Consider the following 16,671-nt stretch of genomic DNA (forward strand, 5'->3'; position numbering starts at 1 on the left):
CGTCAGCCGACCGAACCCTCCATCTGCAGCTCGATCAGCCGGTTGAGCTCGAGCGCGTACTCCATCGGCAGCTCGCGCGCGATCGGCTCGACGAAGCCGCGCACGATCATCGCCATCGCCTCGAACTCGGTCATGCCCCGGCTCATCAGGTAGAAGAGCTGGTCCTCGCTGACCTTGGAGACGGTCGCCTCGTGGCCCATCGACACGTCGTCCTCGCGGACCTCCACGTACGGGTAGGTGTCCGAGCGGGAGACGGTGTCCACCAGCAGCGCGTCACAGAGCACGTTGGACTTGGCGCCCTTGGAGCCCTCGCCGATCTCGATCAGACCGCGGTAGGAGGTGCGGCCACCGCCGCGCGCCACCGACTTGGAGACGATGTTGGAGGAGGTGTTCGGCGCCATGTGCACCATCTTGGCGCCGGCGTCCTGGTGCTGGCCCTCGCCCGCGAAGGCGATCGACAGGGTCTCGCCCTTGGCGTGCTCGCCCATCAGGTAGACGGCCGGGTACTTCATGGTGACCTTGGAGCCGATGTTGCCGTCGACCCACTCCATGGTCGCGCCCTCGTAGGCCACGGCCCGCTTGGTCACCAGGTTGTAGACGTTGTTCGACCAGTTCTGGATGGTCGTGTAGCGGCAGCGGCCGCCCTTCTTGACGATGATCTCCACCACGGCGCTGTGCAGCGAGTCCGAGGAGTAGATCGGCGCGGTGCAGCCCTCGACGTAGTGGACGTAGGCGTCCTCGTCGACGATGATCAGCGTCCGCTCGAACTGGCCCATGTTCTCGGTGTTGATCCGGAAGTAGGCCTGCAGCGGGATGTCCACGTGCACGCCCTTCGGCACGTAGATGAACGAGCCGCCGGACCACACGGCCGTGTTCAGCGAGGCGAACTTGTTGTCGCCGACCGGGATCACCGTGCCGAAGTACTCCTTGAAGAGCTCCGGGTGCTCCTTGAGCGCGGTGTCCGTGTCGAGGAAGATCACGCCCTGCTGCTCCAGGTCCTCGCGGATCTGGTGGTAGACGACCTCGGACTCGTACTGGGCGGCGACGCCCGCGACCAGGCGCTGCTTCTCCGCCTCCGGGATGCCGAGCTTGTCGTAGGTCGCCTTGATGTCGGCGGGCAGGTCCTCCCAGGACTCCGCCTGCTTCTCGGTCGAGCGCACGAAGTACTTGATGTTGTCGAAGTCGATGCCGGACAGGTCCGAGCCCCAGGTCGGCATGGGCTTCTTCCCGAACAGCTTCAGACCCTTGAGGCGCAGGTTGAGCATCCACTCCGCCTCGGACTTCTTCGCCGAGATGTCGCGGACGACCTCCTCGCTCAGGCCGCGCTTGGCCACCGAGCCGGCCGCGTCGGGGTCCGACCAGCCGTACTCGTAGGTGCCCAGACCCTCGAGCTCCGGGTGGGAAACGGTGTCAGTCATGCGGGGTTCCTCCGCGCGGACGTAGCGGGTGGTTCGGTGGTCGTACCGGCAGTCGGCGCTGCACCGGTGCCCGGAGCGGGCGACGGTGCGGCACCGGGTGCCGGCACATAGGTGGTGCAGACCCCGTCGCCGTGGGCGATGGTGGCCAGCCGTTGTACGTGGGTGCCCAGCAGCTGGGAGAAGACCTCGGTCTCCGCCTCGCAGAGCTGGGGGAACTGCTCGGCGATGTGCGCCACCGGGCAGTGGTGCTGACAGAGCTGGGCGCCGGCCGGAGCCTTGGCGGCCTGACCGGCAGAGGGCACTCTGCGCACCGTGGCAGCGTACCCGTCGGCACTCAAAGCCTGAGCGAGTGCCTCGGTCCGCTCGCCGGCCGAGGCCCGCTCCAGGGCGCTCAGGTACTTCTGCCCCTGCTTGCCGAACCGGGCCCGGGCGAAGGCGGCGACCGCCTCCTCGCCCGCCTTGCCGCCGCCGACCGCCTCGGCGATCCAGCGCAGCGCGTCGGCGGCCAGCTGGTCGTAGGCCTGGTAGAAGGCGTCCCGGCCGCACTCGGTGAGCGCGAAGACCTTGGCCGGACGGCCGCGGCCACGGCTGCCGTAGACCCGCTGCTCGCGGGACTCGACCAGACCCGCGGCGAGCAGGCCATCCAGGTGACGGCGGACCGCCGCGGCGGTCAGGCCCAGCCGGCTGGCAAGATCGGCGGCGGAGGAGGGGCCGTGGTCCAGGATCGAGCGGGCGACCCGGTCACGGGTGGCCCGGTGGCCCTCCAGCAGCACCTCCGCCGAGGTCGCGGGCACCGGGAACCCGGGGGCCGACTCGGCCTCCAGGTCCTGCGTGTGCTCGCGCATGTTTTTCACAACACCATTGTTGCGTAATTACTTCCGACCGAACAAGCCGTGATCCACGCCTCAGCGGTGGGATCGGTCACGCAGGTAAGCCTTACCTGACCTGCGTAAACGATCAAGTCGGGTCGCCGTGCCGGCCCCTCGGCCGGGCCTCCTACACTCGCGGGTATGCAGAACTCACCCGCCGTCGAGATCGCCGGGCTGGTCAAGCGGTACGGCGACAAGACCGCGGTGGACGGCCTGGACCTGCGCATCGAGCGCGGCACCGTCACCGCCGTGCTCGGCCCCAACGGCGCCGGCAAGACCACCACCATCGAGACCTGCGAGGGCTACCGCCGCCCCGACGCCGGCACCGTGCGGGTGCTCGGCCTCGACCCGGTCCGGCAGGCCGCCGAGCTGCGACCCCGGATCGGCGTGATGCTCCAGTCGGGTGGCGTCTACGCCGGCGCCCGGGCCGTCGAGATGCTCCGGCACACCGCCCGGCTGCACGCCCACCCGCTCGACGTGGACGCCCTGGTCGAGCGCCTGGGCCTGGCCGCGACCGGCCGCACCACCTACCGCCGGCTCTCCGGCGGCCAGCAGCAGCGGCTCGCCCTCGCGATGGCCGTGGTCGGCCGCCCCGAGCTGGTCTTCCTGGACGAGCCGACCGCGGGCCTGGACCCGCAGGCCCGCCACGCCACCTGGGAGCTGGTCCGCGACCTGCGCCGGGACGGCGTCACCGTGGTGGTCACCACCCACTACATGGACGAGGCCGAGCAGCTCGCCGACGCCGTCGCCATCGTCGACCACGGCCGGGTGATCGCCGCCGGCACCCCCGAGGAGCTCTGCCGCGGCGGCGCGGAGAGCAGCCTGCACTTCCAGGGGCCCGCCGGCCTCGACCTGGGCGCGCTGACCAAGGTGCTCCCTGACGGAGCGTCAGCCGTCGAACTGGCGCCCGGGAACTACCGGGTCGAGGCTCCGATGGACCCCAAGCTGGTCGCCACCGTGACCGCCTGGTGCGCCGACGCCGGCGTACTGCCCGAGAAGCTGACCGTGCAGCGGCGCAGCCTCGAAGACGTCTTCCTCGAACTGACCGGACGGGATCTGCGCTCGTGAGTACCTACGCACCGCGGCCCGGCGCCGCCCCCGTCCACAGGATGCTGCTCGCGCAGACCGCCTTCGAGACGAAGATGCTGCTGCGCAACGGCGAGCAGCTGCTGCTCACCGTGGTGATCCCGACCGTGCTGCTGGTGCTCTTCAGCGCCGTGGACGTGGTCTCGGTGACCGGCCCCGGCAAGCGGGTCGACTTCCTGGCCCCGGGCCTGCTGGCGCTCGCGGTGATGTCCACCGCCTTCACCGGGCAGGCCATCGCCACCGGCTTCGAGCGCCGCTACGGCGTGCTCAAGCGGCTCGGCGCCAGCCCGCTGCCGCGCTGGGCGCTGCTGGCCGCCAAGACCGGCTGCGTGCTGGTCACCGAGGTGCTCCAGGTCGCACTGCTCTCGGTGATCGCGCTGGCGCTGGGCTGGTCGCCGCACGGCGACCCGTTCTCGGTGGTCGCGCTGCTGGTGCTCGGCACCGCCGCCTTCTCCGGGCTCGGGCTGCTGATGGCCGGCACCCTGAAGGCCGAGGCCACGCTGGCCGCCGCCAACCTGGTCTTCATCCTGCTGCTGCTGGCCGGCGGGGTGGTCGTGCCGCTGTCGAAGTTCCCCGCCGCGGTGCGCGGGGTGCTCGACCTGCTGCCGATCAGCGCCCTCTCGGACGGGCTGCGCTCGGTGCTGCAGAACGGCGCCGGGGTGCCCTGGTCGGACCTCGGGATCCTGGCCGGCTGGGCAGTGCTCGCGCTGGCCGCCGCCGCGCGGTTCTTCCGCTGGGAGTAGGCGGCCCCAAGCGCTGAGGGGGTGGGGACCGGATCCGGTCCCCACCCCCTCAGCGCTTACTCAGGCCTGTGCGTCAGTGACGCGCGGCCTTCTTGCGACGGGCCAGGAAGAGCAGACCGCCACCGAGCGCGATCACTGCCGCTCCCGCGGCCGCGATCGGGCCGGCCGAGCTGCCACCGCCGGTGAAGGCCAGCGAGGGCGAGGTGCTGCTCGGCTTGGGCGCCGCCGGGGTGGTCGCCGAGACGGGCGCCACGGTGGTGGGGCTCGCCGCCGGGGCGGTCGGCGTGGGGCTCGCCGCCGGGGTGGTGGGAGCCGCAGTGGTCGGCGCCGGGGTGGTCGGAGCCGGCTTGGTCGGGCTCGGGCTCGGGCTGCTCGGCACGGAGGTGCTCGGGCTCGGGCTCGGGCTGCTCGGCACCGAGGTGCTCGGGCTGGGGCTGGGGCTGGCCGGCGGGCAGACCGGGATCTGCACCTGCTTGGTGAAGGTCCAGCCCTCCTTCGTCGTCGGGTCGTCACCCGCGACGACCGCGACCGTCGCATCGACCGTGGCGGCGTGCTTGGGGTCCACCGGGAACGTCTGCGCGAAGGTGCTCTTGAACGCCTGGTGGTCCACGACGGTCTTGCCGTCGACGGTCACCGTGATCGTGTTCTTCACGTTCGCGTTGTAGTTGGCCAGATTGACCGTCAGCGACGAGCAGGTCTCGGTGACCGAGTTCGTGTGCGCCGAAGCGCTGCCGGCCAGCAGGCCGGTGGCAGCCACCGCGAGCACAGCGGCCCCCGCAAAGGTGCGGCCGGTTATCCGCGCTTGTCGCGCCATAACGTGATGATCCTTCCGAATGAGGCTGTGCAGCGCGGTCGTTGATGGACCGTTGGATGATCTGTGAGCGACCGGCTACACCTGGTGCGGGGGACTCTACCGGCCCACAGCCGGCACACCACCCCCACCGAACGGCTGAATTCCGCCTGTCCGCGGTGGCATTGGCGTGCTGGCGGAGCTGACCTCGTGATTCACCGGGAACAACGTTCCTGCACCCGGGCGAACCTTTCTCCTGGCCTCTCCCTCGCGTTCGAAGAAATGAGCCGGCCCCCCGGTGATACACGTCGATCACAGGGGGGCCGGTTCAGGACAGCCGACAACGATCAGCGGAAGGTCAGGCCTTTCTGGCCGTGCGGCGACGGGTCGCGACCACGATCCCCGCGCCGGCCCCGAGCACCAGGACGCCCCCCACGGTCAGCGGGATCACACCGGAGGCTCCCGTGAAGGCGAGTCCGCCGTGCGCGGGCGCCGTGGGCGCCGGGCTCGGGCTGCCGCCGGTCGCACCCACCGGCAGCACCCCGCCGGCGCTGCCACTCGGGGCGGGGGTCGCCGTGGCCGGGGCGCTGCCGCCGGCCGAGGGGCGGCTGCTCGGAGCACCGGACGGCCCGGCCGACCCCGTCGGCCCGGCCCCTGGCGCGGTGACCGGCGCACCCGGCGTGGCGCCACCGGCGGGCGCCGTGCTCGCCGCAGCGGTCACCGGCCCGGCGGCCGGAGCGGTCGCGGAGGGCGCCGCCGGCCCGGTGGCCGGGGCGCTCGGCGCCACCGTGGGCCCGCCGGGGATCGGCAGGCAGGCGGTGAACGGGTAGTGGTGGGTCTCCGCTCCCCCGCTGCCGGTCAGCGAGTGCGCGATCACCGAGCCGTTGACCGGGCCGCCGCTGCCCAGGTCGACGGCCGCGTTCGGGGCCAGGATGCTGCCCGCCCAGGCGAGCGCGCTGTTCTTGACCACCTTGGTGGCGGTCGGGAAGTTCCACAGCAGCGACGCGCGCACCGCGCCGCCGTCCGCGCTCTGCAGCTTGTCGTCCTCGACCCAGCTCTGCTTGCCGTGGTCCCAGAGCCAGACCGAGGTGGTGCCGGCCGCCCGCGAGTCGTAGCCGTCACCGGTCACGTTGACCACCGCGGTGGCCCCGGCCGGCACCTGCACCCGCAGGGCCTTGGCGCCCTGCAGTTGGCCCGCGCTCACCACGAAGCTGTTGTACGCGGCGTTCGTCCCGGTCAGCGTCAGGGTGGCAGCGCCGCCCTGCCCCTCGGCGGTCACCGTGGTGCCGGCGGTGGCGCCCTGCGCGGCGAGCCCGGCGGAGAGCGCGCGCAGCTTGGCGAACTCGGCGGCGAAGTCGATCGGCGAGGGACCGCGGGTCACCGTGCCGGCGTGGCCCTCCAGCCGGCCGCCGCCGATCTTCTGGCCGGCGTAGACGCCGTTGCCCTTCATCACCTCGGTGTTGCCGCCGCCCACCGTGATGTTGCCGCCCACCACCAGCGCGTTGCCGCCCGGCAGCGCCTTCACCTGGGCGTCCGTGAGCTCCTGGCCGACGCTGAAGCCGCCGCTGAAGTCGGCGTTGCCGCCGACCGCGACGGCACCCTCGGCATCCGGCGCGTGGGTGTCGTCGCCCTCGACGAACTCGCCGTACAGGTTGGCGGTCCCCAGGCTCTGGCAGGGCTGCGGGGCGGGCGCGGCAAGAGCGGCCGGCGCCACGGCAAGGCCCAGCGCGAGCGAACCGCCGAGCGCGAGGGCCGAGATGGGAGCGGATATGCGCATGTCGCGCACTCTGTCGACGATCTCCGGCATTGGTCAAGACCAATGTCCGATCCGCCCCAACAGTCGTCTTTGCCCCCGCGCGGCGCGCCGGACCGGCAGGCCGCCCCCGCCGCAAGATCGGCAACAGCGCAACCTAGGATGAATCCGTGTTCAATCCCTTCTCCCAGCTCGCCGAGCGCTGGCACCCGTCCGCCACCATGGTGCGGCGCGCCGCACTCGCCGCGCTGGTGATGAGCGTCGTCATCGTGGTCACCGGCGGCGCGGTCCGCCTGACCGGCTCCGGGCTCGGCTGCAAGACCTGGCCGACCTGCACCGGGGACAGCGTCACCCCCACCCCCGCGATGGGCGTGCACGGGATCATCGAGTTCACCAACCGGATGCTCACCTACGTGCTCTGCGCGGCGATCGGCTGGGCCATCCTGGCGGCCCGCTGCGCCGAGCCGTGGCGGCGGTCGCTGACCCGGCTGGGCTGGTGGCAGTTCTGGGTGGTGATGAGCAACGCCGTGCTCGGCGGGATCACCGTGCTGGTCCATCTCAACCCGTACGTGGTCGCCTGCCACATGCTCTCGGCGCTGGCCCTGGTCTGGGTGGCGGTGGTGACCTGGGAGCGGGCCAAGGAGGGCGACGGGCCGCCCCGGCCGCTGGTCACCGGACCGGTCCGGCAGCTGAGCCACCTGCTGGTGGCCGCCACCGGCGCGCTGGTGGTGGCCGGCACCCTGGTGACCGGCGCGGGCCACCACCCGGGCGACTCCAGCGACGTTCCGCGGGTGCCGATCAGCTACGACCGGCTGGCCCAGCTGCACACCGACTTCGCCTGCGTGACGGTCGGACTGTCACTCGCGGTGATCTTCGTGCTGGCCGCCGTCAAGGCCCCCCCGGCCGCCCGGGCCCGGGCCCGGGAGCTGTTCGCGGTGCTGATGGCACAGGGCCTGGTGGGCTTCGTGCAGTACTTCACCGACGCGCCGGAGCTGCTGGTCGGCGTGCACATGCTGGGCGCCGCACTGACCTGGATCGCCGTGCTGCGGGTCCCGCTGGCGCTGCGCACCCGCGCCGAGGAGCCCGTCGACGCGCCGCCCGCCCGGACCGCGCCGCAGACCGCGGCGGTCTGAGCACCGTCACGGCCGACAGACCGCGAAGGCCCCGACCCCCACCGCACCGGGGGGCCGGGGCCTTCGCCTTCGGACCGGGAGCCGTACCGAACGGCGGTCAGCCGCCGAGCTGGATGCCCGCCATCCGCTTCCACTCGTACGGTCCGGTCCGTACCTTCAGGGCGAGCTCGCCCTCGAAGGAGTCGTGCAGCGTGATCCCGGCCAGCTCGGCGGCCCGGCGGCCGACGGCGTAGCTGGGCGCCACCTGGTCGCCCCAGGCGCCGTCCTGACCCACCAGCACGATCCGGGTCGCCACCGCGCCCACGTACTCCACCACGCCGTCGGCGTTGCCGCCGTGCTGCTTGCTGAAGGCGGTCAGGTGCTTGGCGACGCGCTTGGCCCGACGCTCGGTACGGGCGTCGGCGGCGGGTGCGGAGGTCTCTGCGCTGCTCATGTCCGGCATGCTACCCACGGGTAGCCCAGCTGGCGACGGCTTCGCGATGTGCCGCGGGCCACAAACGCCCGTCCGCGCCGCGCCACCCCGCAGAACGCCGACGGCCCCGGCGTGTCGCAGGGACACCCCGGGGCCGTCGGCCGAGTACCGGCGTACCGGCGCCTACCGCAGGAACGGGTCGATCGCGATCGCGACCATCAGCAGCGTCAGGTAGGTGATCGACCAGTGGAACAGCCGCATCTCCTTGAGCTTGGCCCCCACCACCCCGGCCTTGGCGCGGGAGTACAGGCCGTGCGCCTCCTTGAGCCAGAGGGCGCCGAGCACCACGGCGGAGACGGGGTAGAGCCAGCTGGTGTGCGCCAGCGGCCAGAGCGCCAGCGAGACCGCCACCATGACCCAGGAGTAGATGACGATCTGCCGGGCAACCGCCAGGTTGCCGGCGGTGACCGGGAGCATCGGGATGCCGGCCTTCTCGTAGTCCTCCCGGACCTTCATCGACAGGGGCCAGTAATGCGGCGGCGTCCAGAAGAAGATCACCAGGAACAGCACGAACGGCGCCCAGCTCAGCGAGCCGGTCACCGCCGCCCAGCCGACCAGCACCGGCATGCAGCCGGCGATGCCGCCCCACACGATGTTCTGCGCGGTGCGGCGCTTGAGCCCCAGGGTGTAGACGAAGACGTAGAAGAGCAGTCCCGCCAGCGCCAGCCCGGAGGCCAGCCAGTTGACGAAGTAGCCCAGCCACAGCGTGGAGATCACGCCCAGGCTGATGCCGAAGACCATCGCCTCGCGCGGCGAGACCATCCCCGTCACCAGCGGGCGGCGCTCGGTGCGGCTCATCACCGCGTCGATGTCGCGGTCGATGTACATGTTGAGCGCGTTGGCACCACCCGCGGAGAGGTAGCCCCCGATGACGACCGCCAGCACCAGCCAGAGGTTGGGCACCCCGCGCTTCGCCAGGAACATCACCGGAACCGTGCTCATCAGCAGCAGCTCGATGATCCGAGGCTTGGTCAGTGCGACAAATGCCCCGACACGGGCCCCGAGCGGCCGACGCGCGGGGGTCGTCCCGAGGACCCCGGCGGGGCGGGATTCGACGGCGGTCACGAACACCCCAACTGAAGATGAAACTTCGCAGGCGTCCACGGGTCGATTGCTCGTGAATCCGTTCACCTGCGCGTACCACGCCACCTTAGACGGTGCATAGATCCCGATCCGCCGCGGGGTCCGCTGACGGGGCCGCGCCGCACCCCCGTGGGTGAACTGCCCAGTTCACCGAAGGGCGGCACCGGACAAACCGGGTCAAGGTGGTTCCGGTGGCAGCGGCGCACTGCACTCAGTACACATGGGAATCGGGTCACGAAACTCCGGGTTCTCCCCGTACGGAAGGCGTGCCCCGGGCTGGGCGGTAGGCTCGCCCGGAGAAGCGGGAAACCCTCCGTGACCGGCACTACCGAACATGCGTCAGGCCCACAGTGTCGTGGCCGACCCGGTCCCTTCACGGGGTCACACCTCAATACGGAAGGAGCCCTGAGAAGGGTGAGCACGACGCCGACGAACGTAATCGAGTGGTCCGAGCTGGACGAGCGGACGGTCGACACCGCCCGGGTCCTGGCCATGGACGCGGTGCAGAAGGTCGGGAACGGGCACCCGGGGACGGCGATGGCCCTCGCCCCCGCGGCCTACCTCATTTTCCAGCGCTTCCTGCGACACGACCCCACCGACCCGAACTGGGCGGGGCGCGACCGCTTCGTCCTGTCCCCGGGCCACACCAGCATGACGCTGTACACCCAGCTCTTCCTCTCCGGCTACGGCCTGGAGCTGGACGACCTGAAGTCCTTCCGGGTCGCGGGCAGCCGCACCCCCGGTCACCCCGAGCACGGCCACACGGCCGGCGTGGAGACCACCACCGGGCCGCTCGGCCAGGGCATCGCCAACGCGGTGGGCATGGCGATGGCCGCCCGCTACGAGCGCGGCCTGTTCGACCCGGAGGCCGCCGAGGGCGCCTCCCCGTTCGACCACACCATCTGGGCCATCGTCTCGGACGGCGACCTGGAGGAGGGCATCTCCGCCGAGGCCTCCTCGCTGGCCGGCCACCAGAAGCTCGGCAACCTGGTCGCGCTCTACGACGACAACCACATCTCGATCGAGGGCGACACCCACACCGCCTTCTCCGAGGACGTCCTCGCCCGCTACGAGGCCTACGGCTGGCACGTGCAGCGCGTGGCCCCCAAGGCGAACGGCGACATCGACGTGCAGGCGCTGGCCGCCGCGCTGGACGCCGCCAAGGCCGAGACCTCGCGCCCGTCCATGATCGCGATGCGCACCATCATCGCCTGGCCGGCCCCGGACGCGCAGAACACCGCCAAGGCGCACGGCTCCGCCCTGGGCGACGCCGAGATCGCGGCCACCAAGAAGGTCCTCGGCTTCGACCCCGAGCGCACCTTCGAGGTCTCCGACGCGGTGCTCAGCCACGCCCGCGCGGTGATCCAGCGCGGCAAGGCCACCCGCGCCGAGTGGGAGAAGTCCTTCACCGCCTGGCGCACCGCCAACCCCGCCCGCTCCGCCGAGTTCGACCGGATCCAGGCCGGCGAGCTGCCGAACGGCTGGCGCAAGGAGCTCCCCTCCTTCCCGGCCGGCAAGGACGTCGCCACCCGCAAGGCCAGCGGTGACGCCCTCAAGGCGCTCGGCGCGGTGATCCCGGAGCTGTGGGGCGGCTCGGCCGACCTCGCGGAGTCCAACCTCACCACGATCGACGAGGGCAGCTCGTTCCTGCCGGTGGGCAACCCGCTCAAGGGCGCGAGCCCCTACGGCCGGACGATCCACTTCGGCATCCGCGAGCACGCCATGGGCTCGACCATGAACGGCATCGCGCTGCACGGCAAGACCCGTGTCTACGGCGGCACCTTCCTGGTCTTCTCCGACTACATGCGCCCGGCGGTGCGACTGGCCGCGCTGATGAAGCTGCCGGTCACCTACGTCTGGACGCACGACTCGATCGGCCTGGGCGAGGACGGTCCGACCCACCAGCCGGTCGAGCACCTGGCCGCGCTGCGCGCCATCCCGGGCCTGTCGGTGGTCCGCCCCGGCGACGCCAACGAGACGGCGGTCGCCTGGCGCACCATCCTGGAGCGCCACACCAGCCACCCCGGCCCGGTGGGACTGGCGCTGACCCGCCAGGGCGTGCCGACCTACGACCGCGAGGTCTTCGGCTCCGCCGAGGGCACCGCCCGCGGCGGCTACGTGCTGGCCGAGGCCTCGGACAACGCCCCGAAGGTCATCCTCATCGGCACCGGCTCCGAGGTGCAGCTGGCCGTCCAGGCCCGCGAGACCCTGGAGGCGGAGGGCATCCCGACCCGGGTCGTCTCGATGCCGTCCGTCGAGTGGTTCAACGAGCAGGACCAGGCCTACCGCGACCAGGTGCTGCCGCCCACCGTCAAGGCCCGCGTCTCGGTCGAGGCCGGCATCGCCCAGGGCTGGCGCGAGCTGGTCGGCGACCACGGCCAGATCATCAGCCTGGAGCACTTCGGCGCCTCGGCCGACTACAAGGTGCTCTACCAGGAGTTCGGCATCACGGCCGAGGCCGTGGCGCACGCGGCGCACAAGTCGCTGCGCTCGCTGGAAGCCGTCAACCGCTGAGTGCGGCGGCCCGGCCGCTCCCCGGTTCCTGACTGATTTTCCGATAGACCTTAAGGACTGAACAGCATGACTGACGCATTGAAGCGCCTCAGCGACGAAGGCGTGGCGATCTGGCTGGACGACCTCAGCCGCACCCGCCTGAACTCCGGCAACCTGGCCGAGCTCGTGCAGAACATGCACGTCGTCGGTGTCACCACCAACCCGACCATCTTCCAGAAGGCCATCGCCGGCAGCGGCGACACCTCCTACGACGCGCAGCTGCGCGACCTGGCGGTGCGCAAGGTCACCACCGACGAGGCGATCCGCATGATCACCACCTCGGACGTGCGGGACGCCGCCGACGTGCTGCGCCCGGTCTACGACGCCAGCAACGGCCGCGACGGCCGGGTCTCCATCGAGGTCGACCCGCGCCTGGCCCACCAGACCGCGCCCACCGTGGCCGAGGCCAAGCAGCTGTGGTGGCTGGTGGACCGTCCCAACGTGTTCATCAAGATCCCCGCGACCAAGGCCGGCCTGCCGGCCATCACCGAGGTCATCGCGAAGGGCATCAGCGTCAACGTCACGCTGATCTTCTCGCTGGAGCGCTACCAGGCCGTGGTCGACGCCTACCTGACCGGCCTGGAGCAGGCCAAGGCCAAGGGCATCGACCTGTCCTCGATCGAGTCGGTCGCCTCGTTCTTCGTCTCCCGGGTGGACACCGAGATCGACAAGCGCCTGGAGGCGATCGGCGGCGACGCCGTCAAGCTGCGCTCCAAGGCCGCGCTGGCCAACGCCCGCCTGGCCTACCAGGCGTACGAGGAGGTCTTCGGCTCGGTGGACGGCAAGAAGCCGGCCAGCGCCCGCTGGACCGCCCTGGAGGCGGCCGGCGCCAAGCCGCAGCGCCCGCTGTGGGCCTCCACCGGTGTCAAGGACCCGGCCCTGCCGGACACCCTGTACGTGACCGAGCTGGTCGCGCCGGGCACCGTCAACACCATGCCCGAGGCCACCCTGGACGCCACCGGCGACCACGGCCAGGTCACCGGCGACACCATCACCGGCGCCTACGCCGACGCCCAGGGGGTGCTGGACGCGCTGGCCGCGGCCGGCGTGGACTACGACGACGTCGTCCAGGTCCTGGAGGACGAGGGCGTCTCCAAGTTCGAGGTCTCCTGGCAGGAGCTGCTGGACACCGTGACGGCGTCGCTGGCCTCCTTCTCCGACGGCAAGTGACACCCGCTCGCACGACGCATTGAAGCGGAGCCCAGCAGTGAGCAATGCACAGGCATTTCCCGACCTGGAGGGGGCCGAGGTGACGCAAGGAGATCTTCCGCAGCAACCTGCCAACCCGCTGCGCGATCCGGCCGACCGCCGGCTGCCGCGGATCGCGGGGCCGTCCGGCCTGGTCATCTTCGGCGTCACGGGGGACCTCTCCCGCAAGAAGCTGATGCCGGCGATCTACGACCTGGCCAACCGCGGCCTGCTGCCGCCGGGTTTCTCCCTGGTGGGCTTCGCTCGCCGTGAGTGGGAGGACGAGGACTTCGCGAAGGAGGTGCACGACGCCGTCAAGGACCACGCGCGCACCCCCTTCCGCGAGGAGGTGTGGCAGCAGCTGGCCAAGGGCATGCGGTTCGTCCAGGGCACCTTCGACGACGACACCGCCTTCGACACCCTGCGCGAGACCATCGAGGACCTCGACAAGGCGCAGGGCACCGGCGGCAACTTCGCGTTCTACCTCTCGGTGCCGCCGAAGTTCTTCCCCAACGTGGTCCAGCAGCTGAAGAAGCACGGCCTGGCCGACCCGCCGCCCGGCTCCTGGCGCCGCGCGGTGATCGAGAAGCCGTTCGGCCACGACCTGGCCAGCGCCCAGGAGTTGAACAAGGTCGTCCACGAGGTCTTCCCCCGGGACGAGGTCTTCCGGATCGACCACTACCTCGGCAAGGAGACGGTCCAGAACATCCTGGCGCTGCGGTTCGCCAACACGATGTTCGAGCCGATCTGGAACCGGTCCTACGTGGACCACGTGCAGATCACCATGGCCGAGGACATCGGCATCGGCGGACGTGCCGGGTACTACGACGGCATCGGCTCGGCCCGTGACGTCATCCAGAACCACCTGCTCCAGCTGATGGCGCTCACCGCCATCGAGGAGCCGGCCTCCTTCCACCCCAAGGCCCTGGTCGCCGAGAAGCTCAAGGTGCTCAGCGCCGTGCAGCTCCCCAAGGACCTGGGCAAGCACACCGTGCGCGGCCAGTACTCGGCCGGCTGGCAGGGCGGCGAGGAGGTGGTCGGGTACCTGGACGAGGAGGGCATCAACCCCGAGTCCAAGACCGACACCTACGCGGCGATCAAGCTGGAGATCAACAACCGGCGCTGGGCCGGGGTCCCGTTCTACCTGCGCACGGGCAAGCGCCTGGGCCGCCGGGTGACCGAGATCGCGGTGGTCTTCCAGCGCGCCCCGTACCTGCCGTTCGACTCCTACGCCACCGAGGAGCTGGGGCAGAACGCCCTGGTGATCCGGGTGCAGCCGGACGAGGGCGTCACGGTGCGGTTCGGTTCCAAGGTGCCGGGCACCTCGATGGAGGTGCGCGACGTCACGATGGACTTCGCCTACGGCGAGTCCTTCACCGAGTCGAGCCCGGAGGCGTACGAGCGGCTCATCCTCGATGTGCTGCTCGGCGACGCCAACCTCTTCCCCAGGCACCAGGAGGTCGAGCTCTCCTGGGAGATCCTCGACCCGATCGAGAAGTACTGGGACCAGCACGGCAAGCCCGCGCAGTACCCGGCCGGCACCTGGGGTCCGGCCGAGGCGGACGAGATGCTCGCACGAGACGGCAGGAGCTGGCGCCGGCCATGAAGATCGACCTGACGGACACCACGTCCAGCAAGATCAACAGCGCGTTGATGGACGCGCGCCGGGCCGGCGGCTCGACCGCGGCCGGCATGGTCCTGACGCTGGTCATCGTGACCGACGAGGGCAGCGCCTACGACGCCCTGCGGGCCGCGAACGACGCCTCGCACGAGCACCCCTCGCGGATCCTCGCGGTGATCAAGCGCGAGGGCCGCTCCCCCCGGGCCCGGGCCGGCGCCCGGCTGGACGCGGAGATCCTGGTCGGCAGCGATGCCGGCTCGGGCGAGACCGCGATCCTGCGGATGCACGGCGAACTGACCTCGCACGCCCAGTCGGTGGTGCTGCCGCTGCTGCTGCCCGACGCCCCCGTGGTGGTCTGGTGGCCGGAGAACGCGCCGCTGCACCCGGCCCAGGACCCGCTCGGTGCGATCGCCCAGCGCCGGATCACCGACGCGGTGACCGCCGAGTCCCCGGTCGACCAGCTGGCGGTGCGCGCCGAGAACTACACCCCCGGCGACACCGACCTCGCCTGGACCAGGATCACCAGCTGGCGCTCGATGCTGGCGGCGGCCCTGGACCAGCGGCCCACCAAGGTCACCTCGGCCGTGGTCGAGGGCGAGTCGTACAACCCCAGCGTCGAGCTGCTCGGCCTGTGGCTGACCGACCGGCTGCACGTGCCGGTCGAGCGGGTGGTCACCGACGGCCCCGGCATCACCGCCGTGCGGCTGCGCAGCGAGGACGGCGAGATCGTGCTCGACCGGCCGGACGGGCTGATGGGCACGCTGTCCATCCCCGGCTCGCCGGACCGCCTGGTGGCGCTCAAGCGCCGCGAGACGGCCGAGCTGATCGCCGAGGAGCTGCGCCGCCTGGACGAGGACGCCATCTACGCGGCGGCCGTGCGCACCGGCGTGGAGCGGCTGCAGGAGCCGACCCAGGCCAGCTACGGCATCACGCCGGCCCAGGTCGACGATGCCGCCGAGGCGAGTGCCGAGGCGACTGCCGAGGCGGCCTCCGCCCCCGTGGTCGAGGCCTCGGTGATCACCCCCCGGGTGACCGCCAAGGTCCCGGCCAAGAAGGCGCCGGCGGCCAAGAAGGCCACCACCAAGAAGGCCTCGGCGGACAAGGGCGGCACCGGCAAGAAGGCGGCGCCCCGCAAGCGGAGCGGCGCATGACCCCGGTACCGCAGCTGGTCGTGCACCGGGACAAGGAGCTGATGGCCCAGGCGGCCGCCGCCCGACTGATCACCAAGATCGTCGACGCGCAGGCCGCCCGGGGCACCGCCTCCGTGGTGCTCACCGGCGGGCGCAACGGCAACGCGCTGCTCGCCGCGATCGCCGCCTCCCCGGCGCGCGACGCGGTGGACTGGTCGCGCCTGGAACTCTGGTGGGGCGACGAGCGGTTCGTGCCGTCCGCCGACCCGGAGCGGAACGCGGTGCAGGCTGCCGACGAGCTGCTCGCCCGGGTTCCGCTCGACCCGGCCAAGGTGCACTACATGCCCGCCTCGGACGGCGTGGACGGTGCCGACGTGGAGGCCGCCGCCGAGCGGTACGCCGAGGAGCTGGCCAAGGCCGCGGGTCCCGAGGACCGCGCCCTGGTGCCCGCCTTCGACGTGCTGCTGCTCGGCGTCGGCCCGGACACCCACGTGGCCTCGCTCTTCCCCGAGCACCCGGGCGTGCGGGAGACCGCGCGCACGGTGGTCGGGGTGCGCGGGGCGCCCAAGCCGCCGCCCACCCGGATCTCGCTGACCCTGCCGGCCATCCGGGCGGCGCGCGAGGTCTGGCTGCTGGCGGCCGGCGAGGACAAGGCGGACGCGGTCGCGCTGGCCCTGTCCAGCCCGGGCGAGCTGCAGGCCCCGGCCTCCGGCGCGTACGGCACCAGCCGCACGCTCTGGCTGCTGGACCGCGCGGCGGCCGCCAAGCTGCCCGCGCAGCTCTACCCGCCGGCCTCGGCCTGACGGATCAACGCCCAAGGGGCGGTGCGCTC

The 16,671-nt window shown here is 71.7% G+C and carries 14 protein-coding genes; 8 read left to right on the plus strand and 6 right to left on the minus strand.

What is annotated here, in order from left to right; genetic code table 11:
- Positions 1–2: 2 nt before the first annotated feature.
- Both sufB and OG500_RS12710 read right to left on the minus strand, forming a co-directional pair.
- The gene (gene sufB / locus OG500_RS12705) at positions 3–1,418 is read right to left on the minus strand and encodes a Fe-S cluster assembly protein SufB (RefSeq protein ID WP_329579837.1); all 1,416 of its coding nucleotides are present in this window, start codon (positions 1,416–1,418) and stop codon (positions 3–5) included.
- The gene (locus tag OG500_RS12710) at positions 1,415–2,263 is read right to left on the minus strand and encodes a helix-turn-helix transcriptional regulator (RefSeq protein ID WP_327066679.1); all 849 of its coding nucleotides are present in this window, start codon (positions 2,261–2,263) and stop codon (positions 1,415–1,417) included. The genes sufB and OG500_RS12710 overlap by 4 nt, the downstream gene beginning before the upstream one ends.
- A gap of 165 nt (positions 2,264–2,428) precedes the next feature.
- Between OG500_RS12710 and OG500_RS12715 the strand changes: the two genes are divergently transcribed.
- Together OG500_RS12715 and OG500_RS12720 are read left to right on the plus strand one after the other, a co-directional pair.
- The gene (locus OG500_RS12715; protein ID WP_329579841.1) at positions 2,429–3,355 is read left to right on the plus strand and encodes an ABC transporter ATP-binding protein; all 927 of its coding nucleotides are present in this window, start codon (positions 2,429–2,431) and stop codon (positions 3,353–3,355) included.
- 41 nt (positions 3,356–3,396) lie between these two features.
- Complete coding sequence (locus tag OG500_RS12720; RefSeq protein WP_329587537.1) at positions 3,397–4,116, plus strand: ABC transporter permease; 720 nt, start codon at positions 3,397–3,399, stop codon at positions 4,114–4,116.
- 73 nt (positions 4,117–4,189) lie between these two features.
- Here the strand turns inward: OG500_RS12720 and OG500_RS12725 are convergent, their stop codons facing one another.
- Both OG500_RS12725 and OG500_RS12730 read right to left on the minus strand, forming a co-directional pair.
- Positions 4,190–4,930 (minus strand): LPXTG cell wall anchor domain-containing protein, encoded by a 741-nt coding sequence (locus OG500_RS12725; protein ID WP_327066681.1) that lies wholly within the window; start codon positions 4,928–4,930, stop codon positions 4,190–4,192.
- Positions 4,931–5,264: 334 nt separating this feature from the next.
- Complete coding sequence (locus tag OG500_RS12730) at positions 5,265–6,683, minus strand: choice-of-anchor A family protein (protein ID WP_329579844.1); 1,419 nt, start codon at positions 6,681–6,683, stop codon at positions 5,265–5,267.
- A gap of 197 nt (positions 6,684–6,880) precedes the next feature.
- Between OG500_RS12730 and OG500_RS12735 the strand changes: the two genes are divergently transcribed.
- Entirely contained in the window at positions 6,881–7,792 is a 912-nt protein-coding gene (locus tag OG500_RS12735) for a COX15/CtaA family protein (protein WP_327071532.1), read from the plus strand.
- Positions 7,793–7,889: 97 nt separating this feature from the next.
- Here the strand turns inward: OG500_RS12735 and OG500_RS12740 are convergent, their stop codons facing one another.
- Entirely contained in the window at positions 7,890–8,225 is a 336-nt protein-coding gene (locus tag OG500_RS12740; protein WP_442789150.1) for a hypothetical protein, read from the minus strand.
- 162 nt (positions 8,226–8,387) lie between these two features.
- A complete protein-coding gene (locus tag OG500_RS12745; protein ID WP_327066684.1) occupies positions 8,388–9,335 on the minus strand; it encodes a heme o synthase in 948 nt (315 codons plus the stop codon).
- Between the two features lie 426 nt (positions 9,336–9,761).
- On the opposite strand from OG500_RS12745, the gene tkt reads away from it, so the two are divergent.
- The 5 genes from tkt to pgl all read left to right on the plus strand — a co-directional run bounded on the left by tkt (position 9,762) and on the right by pgl (position 16,642).
- Positions 9,762–11,861 (plus strand): transketolase, encoded by a 2,100-nt coding sequence (tkt, locus tag OG500_RS12750; RefSeq protein WP_327066685.1) that lies wholly within the window; start codon positions 9,762–9,764, stop codon positions 11,859–11,861.
- 66 nt (positions 11,862–11,927) lie between these two features.
- Entirely contained in the window at positions 11,928–13,070 is a 1,143-nt protein-coding gene (gene tal, locus OG500_RS12755; RefSeq protein ID WP_327066686.1) for a transaldolase, read from the plus strand.
- A 79-nt stretch (positions 13,071–13,149) separates the two neighbouring features.
- Complete coding sequence (gene zwf / locus OG500_RS12760) at positions 13,150–14,694, plus strand: glucose-6-phosphate dehydrogenase (RefSeq protein ID WP_327071533.1); 1,545 nt, start codon at positions 13,150–13,152, stop codon at positions 14,692–14,694.
- On the plus strand, positions 14,691–15,860 hold the full coding sequence (opcA, locus tag OG500_RS12765) for a glucose-6-phosphate dehydrogenase assembly protein OpcA (RefSeq protein ID WP_327066687.1): 1,170 nt from the start codon (positions 14,691–14,693) through the stop codon (positions 15,858–15,860). The genes zwf and opcA overlap by 4 nt, the downstream gene beginning before the upstream one ends.
- Entirely contained in the window at positions 15,857–16,642 is a 786-nt protein-coding gene (pgl, locus tag OG500_RS12770; RefSeq protein WP_327066688.1) for a 6-phosphogluconolactonase, read from the plus strand. The genes opcA and pgl overlap by 4 nt, the downstream gene beginning before the upstream one ends.
- Positions 16,643–16,671 lie beyond the last annotated feature (29 nt).

The sequence above is a fragment of the Kitasatospora sp. NBC_01250 genome (assembly GCF_036226465.1).
GTDB lineage: Bacteria > Actinomycetota > Actinomycetes > Streptomycetales > Streptomycetaceae > Kitasatospora.